This is a genomic window from Flavobacterium sp. LHD-80, from assembly GCF_030929605.1.
In the GTDB taxonomy this organism is placed as follows: domain Bacteria; phylum Bacteroidota; class Bacteroidia; order Flavobacteriales; family Flavobacteriaceae; genus Flavobacterium.
The window spans coordinates 373,825-381,958 of the sequence record NZ_JAVFVS010000002.1; the positions used below are offsets into that span (position 1 = coordinate 373,825).

Annotated in this window: 10 protein-coding genes and 1 pseudogene; 4 read left to right on the plus strand and 7 right to left on the minus strand. The window is 35.6% G+C overall.

All coding sequences use genetic code 11. From position 1 onward, the window contains the following. The first annotated feature begins 152 nt into the window (after window positions 1-152). Together RB619_RS04515 and RB619_RS04520 are read left to right on the plus strand one after the other, a co-directional pair. Window positions 153-1,112, plus strand: coding sequence for an RHS repeat-associated core domain-containing protein (locus RB619_RS04515; RefSeq protein ID WP_308094690.1), 960 nt, complete (start codon window positions 153-155; stop codon window positions 1,110-1,112). A gap of 680 nt (window positions 1,113-1,792) precedes the next feature. Further along, window positions 1,793-2,179 (plus strand): RHS repeat-associated core domain-containing protein, encoded by a 387-nt coding sequence (locus tag RB619_RS04520; RefSeq protein WP_308094693.1) that lies wholly within the window; start codon window positions 1,793-1,795, stop codon window positions 2,177-2,179. A gap of 82 nt (window positions 2,180-2,261) precedes the next feature. On the opposite strand, the gene RB619_RS04525 is transcribed toward RB619_RS04520, so the two are convergent. The 7 genes from RB619_RS04525 to RB619_RS04555 all read right to left on the minus strand — a co-directional run bounded on the left by RB619_RS04525 (window position 2,262) and on the right by RB619_RS04555 (window position 6,370). Continuing rightward, window positions 2,262-2,951: a hypothetical protein gene (locus RB619_RS04525; RefSeq protein ID WP_308094696.1), complete on the minus strand. Its 690-nt coding sequence runs from the start codon at window positions 2,949-2,951 to the stop codon at window positions 2,262-2,264. A 95-nt stretch (window positions 2,952-3,046) separates the two neighbouring features. Then, window positions 3,047-3,847, minus strand: coding sequence for a hypothetical protein (locus RB619_RS04530; protein ID WP_308094699.1), 801 nt, complete (start codon window positions 3,845-3,847; stop codon window positions 3,047-3,049). Further along, window positions 3,844-4,353, minus strand: a complete 510-nt coding sequence (locus RB619_RS04535; RefSeq protein WP_308094701.1) for a hypothetical protein — start codon at window positions 4,351-4,353, stop codon at window positions 3,844-3,846. The genes RB619_RS04530 and RB619_RS04535 overlap by 4 nt, the downstream gene beginning before the upstream one ends. A gap of 166 nt (window positions 4,354-4,519) precedes the next feature. Next, a complete protein-coding gene (locus RB619_RS04540) occupies window positions 4,520-4,726 on the minus strand; it encodes a hypothetical protein (RefSeq protein ID WP_308094704.1) in 207 nt (68 codons plus the stop codon). Next, on the minus strand, window positions 4,714-5,055 hold the full coding sequence (locus tag RB619_RS04545; RefSeq protein WP_308094707.1) for a hypothetical protein: 342 nt from the start codon (window positions 5,053-5,055) through the stop codon (window positions 4,714-4,716). The genes RB619_RS04540 and RB619_RS04545 overlap by 13 nt, the downstream gene beginning before the upstream one ends. Window positions 5,056-5,279: 224 nt before the next feature. After that, window positions 5,280-5,789: a GNAT family N-acetyltransferase gene (locus RB619_RS04550; protein WP_308094710.1), complete on the minus strand. Its 510-nt coding sequence runs from the start codon at window positions 5,787-5,789 to the stop codon at window positions 5,280-5,282. 236 nt (window positions 5,790-6,025) lie between these two features. Beyond that, window positions 6,026-6,370: a hypothetical protein gene (locus RB619_RS04555; RefSeq protein WP_308094712.1), complete on the minus strand. Its 345-nt coding sequence runs from the start codon at window positions 6,368-6,370 to the stop codon at window positions 6,026-6,028. Window positions 6,371-7,058: 688 nt separating this feature from the next. On the opposite strand from RB619_RS04555, the gene RB619_RS04560 reads away from it, so the two are divergent. Both RB619_RS04560 and RB619_RS04565 read left to right on the plus strand, forming a co-directional pair. After that, window positions 7,059-7,469, plus strand: a complete 411-nt coding sequence (locus RB619_RS04560) for a single-stranded DNA-binding protein (protein WP_308094714.1) — start codon at window positions 7,059-7,061, stop codon at window positions 7,467-7,469. Window positions 7,470-7,544: 75 nt separating this feature from the next. Further along, window positions 7,545-8,099 (plus strand): annotated as a pseudogene (locus tag RB619_RS04565) (DUF932 domain-containing protein); the annotation flags it as partial. Window positions 8,100-8,134: the final 35 nt, after the last annotated feature.

The following is an 8,134-nucleotide window of genomic DNA, read 5'->3' on the forward strand; positions in this document are numbered from 1 at the left end:
GTGAGGCGCAAAGATAATCGATAAAGAATAGCAAAAATATAACCTCGCAAGTTGCGAGGTTTTTTGTGTTTTATAGTTAGACTTATTTTTTTTCTGATCATTTGGGAAGTACTTCGTATATTACAACGAAAAACGGAGCTATAAGCTAGCACGTGGAGTATATTGCTTTTGGTGAGGTTTTGTTTGAGGAGCATTCGTCTAGTTTTTCTTCGTCTTATTTGTTTAATGGGAAGGGGTTAGATAGGGAAACGAATTTGAGTTATTATGGGGCGAGGTATTTGGATATGAAGACTTCGCTTTGGTTGAGTGTGGATCCAGCAAAAAGCAGTTTTCCAGATTTTGGATCTTACGTTTATTGTGCTAATAACCCAATAAATTTTATTGATCCTGATGGTAGATTTTTAATTGATGTTCATCATAGAATAACAGCAAGAGCATTTTATTATTCTAAAAAAGGAAGAACTTATAATGATAAAGGTGGTTATGGAGTTTCTCAAAACATTGCTGATTTTAGATGGATGGTAAATGGTAATGGTGATAATTATTCTGGTTCTGTAGTTGCTCCAGATGTAAGAGCCTTGTCAAAATATTTAGGTGGAATGGGGCTAGAATCAAATGATAGTAATCATTTTGACAACATGAACTATTCAGAAATTAAATCAAATTTCTCTGCAATAAATAATGGTATAAATAAAGCATTAGGAGAGTTTAAGAGTGGAAAAAGAAGTGCAAAAGCACTAGGTAGTGTAATTGGTGAATACTATCATGCTATCGAAGATTTTTATTCACATTCAAATTATATAGAACTTTATGAAGCTACATATGGACAGACGGCTGTCTCAAAGATTCCTACATATGAAGAAGCTATTTCAAATTCTAAATATAAAAAGTTTACAGATAAATTTGATTCTCAATTACGAACAGGCGAATATCCAGGAAGTGGTTCTGAGTCTCATAAAGAGATGAATCATGATTTAGGAGAAGGATCAAGTTTTTGGTACACGCCAGAAGTTATTAGACGTAATGTAAATTGGAATTCAAGAGCAGCAGAAGCAGTTGCAACAAAGGCAATAATACAATATAATAATTATGTTGAATCTAAAATAGAATAAAAAAAATGAGAAGATATTATACAATGTTACTCTTGATTACAATAAATTTAATAGTCATTTTTTATATTGATTACAAAATTAATATTCTAGGTATGAATTATTATAATGGAAAAGATGGTGGGCTAACCGTAAGGTTTGTCGCGACGGTAATTTTGAGTATTATTTATTTCTTCATTGTTGGTAAAAATAAGATCGTATTTTTAATTTATGGGTTTGTCGTAGGTATAATATCATTTATTATTTGTTATTTGATTATTGGAAAGTTTACAACTTTAAATGATATATTCTATCAAATAGCCTCTACAATTCTTTTTATGATAACTTTTCATTTAATTGTAAGAGATAAAGTTAGGTAATGTATTGTGTTGCTGGTTAATTATTTCATCTAACATTTAAAGTAGTAATTTATTAGATGGGAAATATAATTTTAGTAAAATTTACATAAAATTGAGACGACCCGTTGGTCGTCTCTTTTGTTTTTTTGCTTTTAATGAGCCTTAAAATTACCGTACCCAAGTGAAGTTTTAAAACCGGTTGAAGAAAACCAAGGACCGCCAGCAGGCTGGCCAAGAAATCCAGTTTTCAATGCACCGGGCGATGTTCCTGGCCCGCCAGTACAATTTGGTCCTCCTGTTGAACCAGAAACCGTAAAATCTGGTGAAGGTTTTACCGGAATTGGAATGCCGGAGAATGATATTTTCTATTTTCATCCCGATCATTTGGGAAGTACTTCATATATTACCAACAAAAATGGCTCTATTTCACAGCATGTGGAGTATATTGCTTTTGGGGAGGTTCTTTTTGAGGAGCATAGTTCTACTTTTTCAAGTCCTTACTTGTTTAATGGGAAGGAATTAGACAGGGAGACGAATTTGAGCTATTATGGGGCTAGGTATTATGACGCGAAGACTAGTTTGTGGTTGAGTGGAGACCCATTAGCTGAAAAATATCCTAATGTAGGTGCATACGTTTATTGTTTGAATAATCCGACTGTTTTTGTTGATCCCGATGGAAAAGATCCTATCATAGGTATAATAAAAATTCTTCATATAAATATGTTTTTGTAAAATAGCAGTCGTTTTTTTTTATATTAAGCCAATTGCCCAAATCCAGTGCAGCTGCCGTCTGCAGCGTTTTCTTGTCAGCAGTTTAGCTGCCAGCCGCTCTTTTTTTTATTTTTTTTGCCGCATTGATCTCTATACAGCCAAGGGCGAAGATAATTGCGGTTTCAATCAAAAAATAGGCCCTCCCGATGAGTGTCAGCAAATGCCAGCATTTAATCACAAGCCTGATTGCCAGGATGCAGTAAAGAAGGTTAGCAGCGCCGATAAGGCTTATGAAAAGCGCCCAGCGCCCTTTTAAAAACAAAAAGCAGGCGGCCGAATAGATGCCAAAACAGACTGCCGCTGCCAAGAGGAAGGCCAATGCAGTTTTTGGCATTCCAAAATATCCGCTGAAGTGCCGCCATATTGCAAAGAGGAACAATGCTGTCAAAATTGCCCCTAAAGAGTCAATAAGGAAAAGTGTCCTTGGGTTCTCTGCCAAATGGCTTATCAGATTGTTTAGTATTTTATTCACTTGAAATGTTGTTGTTGTTGTTGTTGTTGTTGTTGTTGTTGTTGTTGTTGTTGTTGTTGTTGTTGTTGTTGTTGTTGTTGTTGTTGTTGTTGTTGTTGTTGTTGTTGTTGTTGTTGTTGGGTTCTTTAGATTGTATATGATATTATTTTTTGGGAGCTTTTTCCCGCTATACGCTGCAATCTTCTGCCCGGACCCCGGCGCCGAAGGATTTCCGCTGCTATCGGGGCTAGGGTGTTGAATCCGTTTTTTAACAGCTGCCATTTTAATTAAGGGTATTTTGTTCTTCCAGTCTTTTTTCTCCCTTTTTCTTTTGGGAAATATAATTTCGATTGCTGCCAGCTGCTACCAGCAGTTTCTTATTCATTTTTAATTGTTTGGTAATAGACGCTATTAAAATGCCGGGTATATGGGTCGAACAATTTTTTATTTCCGGCATAAAGCAGCAATGCAGTTTCTTTGTACTTTTTATATTCTTTTTGGTTGTCTAAGATTTTGTAAATCTTGCATTTGTAATAGGAATTGTCAGCAAACTCGTTTATTTCAGTTTGTTTTTCAAATGACTTTAAGGCATTTGAAAAGTCTTTGATTTCATAATAAGTTACCCCTAACTGATAATAATCATATAGTCCGGGCGAATAATCTTTTGCCTTTAATTGTTCCTTGAATATTTTGATTGCTTTTTTCTTTTGATTCAATGCACTGTAGCAGACAGCTTTTGTAATGTTCAAATGATAATCTCCATTTGTTGAATATCCAATATCATAATCTGCCAGACTGTCAAGTCTTTCAATGTCTTCAATAGCTCCCTTATAATCCCGGAAAAATTGATAACGGCACCAGCCGCGGTAGCCTAGATTTAAGCCGAAATCCAAATCAACTGCTTTGTCAATCAATTTTTTCCAGGTCAAAAAATCTCCGCTTTTTAAATATGCTGTTGATTTCTCCCGGTAAGCATATGCGAAATTTGGACAGATTTTAATTGCGTTATCAAGAGTTTCTTGAAACTCTCTTTGAAATTGATAAAATTTTTCCGCTTTTTCCGCTTCAATGCACGCTTTGTATTGCAGGGTGTCGCCTTTAAACAAAAAAGCATTGCAGTTTGGCTGGGAAAACAGATAAATAGGGCAAAGCAAGAATAAGTAAGTTATATTTTTCAAGGCAGTATTTCTTTTAATTGTCCATTTTCGATTTTAAAGATCAGGTATTGGTAATAGTCGATTTCCTTTTCGCTGTATTTTTTCCCCTTCCAGCCTTTTAAGCTTTTTGTAATGCCCATAAGCTGTTCTGTTATTGATTTGACAAAAAATTTTTCATTGTAGTTTTCATCCATGCCAATCAAACGAAATCGGTCTGTTTTTCCTTTGCAGCTGACAACAAAATTGATTCTGATGAGCCCTGTTTCATTTTTAATAATTTCAGATTTATATTTTTCAGCAAACTCTTTCTCAATAGCTGATTTTTCCCCATCGTATTCCAAACCATTCCCAGTATTAAAGTATTGGAATATATGTTTTTCAAAACATAGCTCGAAATCTTTATTGTCCATTTCTGCATTGAATCCGATGTCTCCAACATAATCTGGATATCCAGGTCCGGTTTCGCTTTTTTCTTGTCCGCAAGAAATCAATGGGACAAGCAATAGTAGTTTTAATATTTCAGTCATTGTAAATTTGTTTGCTTTTGTTTTTTTTAAGACCAATTGCGCGCAATATTCTGGTTTTGCATCGGGTTTGGGATTAAATCAGCGTTATATTTAGGATTTGCTAAATCTTGCAAACGCAAACCAATTTTTCCATTAGGCCAAATTCTGAAATTGCTTGCAGCATGTGTTAATTTTTCAGTCTCTCTAAGTTTTCTCTATAATAACTATACTTTTCTTCGTATGTTTTTTTGTCCAATTTTGATTTTTGACTTTCTATAGCTTTTAGTGCATTTCTATATGATTTTTTTGCTCCTTGGATGTCACTAATCTTTTCAAGAAATTCGCCCTGACTGTCGAAAAGATTAGATTCATTTGGAAATATTAAATTGCCCATTGATTAATTTTAATCGCTTCATATGGTTTTTCATTCCAAAAACAAGTATATGCTAATTGATTTGCATAATTAGAATCTAATTTTAATAATTTCTTACTTTCTAATTCATCATTGTAGCTAATTACATTTTCTGTTGTTAAATATTTATAGCTAAAAAAATCTTTTAAGCCATAAAATGCCCCAATCGGGAAAACTGTTCCGTGATTTTCTGTTTCTGAGAAATCTCTATTGATAAATTTTATTTTTTTACTGAAATTATTGGTTTCAAATAGTGGAATAATTTTATTTCTTGCTTTCGCCCAATTTTCATCTTCATTTGAATTGTACATAAACACAAATTTATTGTCTTTCAATAATTCAGGATTTAATTTTTGAAATTCTCCGACAAATTGTTTTGATCATATTCATAGTTTGGTGATATTAAAAGATAAGAATTGAAGATTTCTGGACTTTTCAAAAAACAGTATGATAGAAACTGAACTTGAAACGAAGCACAAAGCTTCATTTAAGCACTGAACCCACTTTTTTTCCAAACGCCTGCTAGTGGCTGGCTTTATTGTTTTTTGTCCGTCCATTTTATTTTTACTGCTGAAATTTTGTCAAGTTCAAGTCTTTCTTTATGGATTTCAAAACCACATTTTTCATAAAATTTCATTGGTGAAGCATATAACTGTCCATTCTTTTTCTTGTCATTGTTATGGTCGATTACCCAACCATTCAAAATAGTTTCTGTTTGTTTAATTTTTTCAAGCATTTTTCGTCCCAAACCTTGTCCTTTGATTTTTTCTGACAAGATAATCGCGAACCACTTTTCATTTTCTCTGTCAAAAGTTAATGCCCAGCCAAAAATCAAGTTTTCGTCACTTGTCAGCAAAAAATGTGTCAGGTTCGATAGATTTTGAAAATAGTTGTCAAAGTCAGTCAAGTTATTGTAAGAAAGTTTTTCAGGATATTCGTTATTCCATAGGTCAAGCACTTGCTTTTTTGCTTGTTCGTTTAGTTCAGCCGTCTGTATTATTTTCAAACTTTCTTTCATTCTTAATTCGTGTTTTTTTTGTTTCACTTGCCGTTAAGGTTCTGGTACTACAGTGGGTTTGGGATTAAATTAATCCCTATTTTCGGATTTGCCAAATCATCCCAAATACAAAACCAACTTTCCATTAAGCCAATTGCCCAAATCCGTTGTAGTAGCGGTTATGTGGTGTATTTTTATCCACACAGATTGTCCATAATCATAATCGAGTAAGTTCGACTCAACGTTCTGTATTTCGAAATGACTTGTGTTTCCGTCTATTTCGGTTATTTAATTTCTATGTATTCGGATTTTCCTTTTTCGTTTCCGTTTGTCAACCATTCCCAATCTAAACTCAATTTTATTTTCCCTGTATCTGTTAAAGAAATTTTAGCTATTGCTTTTCCAGCTTTTAATAAATTGTCTGTAGTCAAACATTGGTACAACATATTTAATTCATCTCCTTTCAAGTCAGCAATAATTTTTCCATATTTTATTGTTCCACCAAAATAGTCAGCGGTTACAAGATTGCTATCTTGTCTATATTCAAAAATAGTTTCCGAGTTTACTTGTCCACTTTCAGAGTTTTCAATTAGTCCAAATTTCTTGTTGTTAAAGTCGTAATTATTCATTTTGTTTATTTTTTGTACGGTTTTGATTTTTCGGAATATACTGCATAACTAAGTTATACAAGCCATAAAATGACACCAATACGACTTTTTGTAGTTGACGTTGTGCCATTATTATGCTTTTCCTAGCGAATATAAGAATAAATGTCAAATCTTTTTAGCTGCGCGTTAATAGCTGTGACTACGGAATTTTATTCCGTGGCTTCTGCAATACTCAACAGGTTCAGGGGCAATCTTTTAGAATTCACCACAGTGCTGCCTCTTTCCTTCATTAATGATGTTTATCCGCAGTATCCCGATTGCTTCCCTTTTGCTTTTGATCAAAGACCCTGTATGCTTCTGTTTTTTATTTCAGGAGCAAAGGTAACCCCGTGTTCTTTACGCTCTGGCAAGGCCCGGCCTTTCAGGTTTGCTAAAAAATCTCCACCCATCCGGGTTGTATTTTTTATCAAAGCCTTGCCTGAGCTAAACACTAACCTTTTTATGCTCATGAAACAAAACACAGCATACGGCGGCTCTTTAGACGAATAAAAAAAAATGTCAGAAATGAGCCCTTGAAATATTGAAAACAGACATAATGAAACAAAACAAGCGCCGGTTCCCATTGCCGAATAAATTTTGAAAAAATAAAAAGTAAAAGTGAAAAAGAGGGGCGGGGAAAAGAAAGTAAAAATTTTAAAAACTAGAAATCATGAACATCACAGGAAGAGTGACAAGAGATGCGAAAGTTAGCACCTTGTCAAACAGCAGACAGGTAGTTAATTTTTCAGTAGCGGTAAACGAAAGCTACAGAAATAAAAAAGGTGAAAAAGTAGAGCAGACCACATTTTTTGAATGTGCCTATTGGATAAGCGCCAAGGTAGCGAGCATCCTGACTAAAGGGGCACTTGTGGAGCTTGCAGGCAGGGTCAGCGCAAGGGCGTGGAATGGCACAGATGGCGAGCCACGAGCAGGACTGAATTTTACCACCTCACAAATCACACTGCATGCAGGTGGAAGGAAAGCGGAAAACCCGCAGGAGGTTCAAAGCGCAGAGCCTGTTGTAGAGGGAGAAAACAAAAAGGTAGCTTTAAAAGAGCCTGAGGATGACCTGCCGTTTTAGCGCTTTGCATGAAGGGGTTACAATAGGCTATGCAAAGCATTCTAAAGAAATTATAAATTTTCAAAATCAAATATCATGACACATAATATCAATTACAACAGCCACACAGGAAAGTATTCTTTTTTCAGCGTGAAAGAAAAAGCGTGGCACGGGCTCGGGCAGATAGTGGAGCAGTACCCGACAAGCGCAGAAGCTATCAGGCATGCAGGGCTTGATTACGAGGTGGCTAAAAGTCCGCTTTATACCAAAGGTTCGGGCATAATACAGACCGCTGAGAGCATTGAGATGGGAAGCATCGAGCTTGAAGTACCCGACTACTTTGCCAATACCCGAACCGATAACAATGCCGTTTTGGGCGTAGTGGGCAAGGACTATCAAATCGTGCAGAACCGTGAAGCGTTCAGTTTCTTTGATGCCATAGTGGGGGGAGGCGACGGCATCCTGTATGAAACCGCAGGGGCACTCGGACAGGGAGAGCGCATCTTTATCACAGCCAAACTACCTGATTATATCAGAGTAGGCAAAGGGGATGATGTAACCGAGAAATATATTTTCCTGACAACTTCACATGATGGAAGCGGAAGCATTACCGCAGCATTCACACCCATACGCATTGTCTGCCAAAACAGTGCGACTCGTTGTGCAGCCTAACAAGCTGTACGGGC